The 1,348-nt window shown below is 66.3% G+C and carries 1 protein-coding gene; it reads left to right on the forward strand.

Annotated elements, in window-relative coordinates; translation table 11 throughout:
• Positions 1-1,348 (forward strand): EAL domain-containing protein (locus EOA60_RS33165; protein WP_128312629.1); only part of this gene is annotated, 1,348 nt, incomplete at both ends.

Below are 1,348 nucleotides of genomic sequence, written 5' to 3' on the forward strand. Positions count from 1 at the left end.
CGCATGCACGGCCTGGCCAACGCGGCGGTCGAGGGGCTGATCGTTTGCGACGGCAGCCGCATCGTCAGCGCCAACGACAGCATCGCGGCGCTGAGCGGCATCGCGCCCGGCACGCTGAACGTGATGACGCTCGGCGACCTCTTCGGCGAACGCGTTGCCTCAGCCATCGCCGGCGGCAGCGGTCAGGCGCAGGAAGCCGAGCTGCGCAGCCAGGACGGCACCCGCATTCCGGTCGAGCTGATCGCCCGCAGCATCGACTATTGCGGTAAGCCTCACGACGTCGTCGCCGTCCGCGACATGCGCGAGCGCAAGAAGGCCGAGCAGGAGATCCTTCGCCTGGCGCATTTCGATCCGCTGACCGGGCTTGCCAATCGCCGCAGCTTCACCAGCCGGCTCGAGGCCGAGATCGCCACGGCGAGCGGCAAGGGCGGGCAGCTCGCGCTGATGCTTCTCGATCTCGACCGCTTCAAGGAAGTCAACGACCTCTTCGGTCATGCCGCCGGCGACGCCGTGCTGCAAAGGGTGGCGCAATGCGCGTCGAGCGTGCTCCGCCATGGGCAGATGCTCGCCCGTCTCGGCGGCGACGAATTCGCCATCATCGCGCCGAACCTTCCCGACCCGCAGGCCGCCGGCCGTATCGCCGAGGCGGTGCTTTCCAAGCTACGCCAGGAAAGCCAACTGTCGCCCGGCGGCGAGCTGGTGTCGGCAAGCATCGGCATTGCTCTTTACCCGCTGGATGCCGACGACCAGGCGGCGCTCGTCAGCCATGCCGACACCGCGCTCTACCGCGCCAAGGCCGAGGGCAAGGACACTTATCGCTATTTCGAGGCTTCGATGGGTGCCGAGACGCGCGACAGGCGCGCCATGGAGCACGATCTGCGCCAGGCGGTTGCGCGCGGCGAGTTCCGGCTGGTCTATCAGCCGCAAAAGGAGATCAGCAGCGGCAAGATGATCGGCTTCGAAGCCTTGATCCGCTGGCATCATCCGGAGCGCGGCAACATCCCGCCGTCGGTCTTCATCCCGGTCGCCGAAGACAGCGGCGCCATCGCCCAGATCGGCGAATGGGTGCTGGCGACGTCCTGCGAGGAAGCCGTGCGCTGGAAAACTCCGCTGACCATCGCCGTCAATGTCTCCGCGGTGCAACTCCACAACCCGAATTTCAGCCGCAAAGTGCACGAGATCCTGCTGCGTTCGGGACTTCCGGCCGGACGGCTGGAGCTTGAAGTGACCGAGACGGCCCTTATCAAGGATATGCCCCGGGCGCTGGCGACCCTGCGGCAGGTCAAGGCGCTTGGTATCCGCGTCGCGATGGACGATTTTGGAACCGGCTATTCATCGCTTTCCAATC

The organism is Mesorhizobium sp. M1A.F.Ca.IN.020.06.1.1 (assembly GCF_004023265.1).
Lineage (GTDB): Bacteria > Pseudomonadota > Alphaproteobacteria > Rhizobiales > Rhizobiaceae > Mesorhizobium.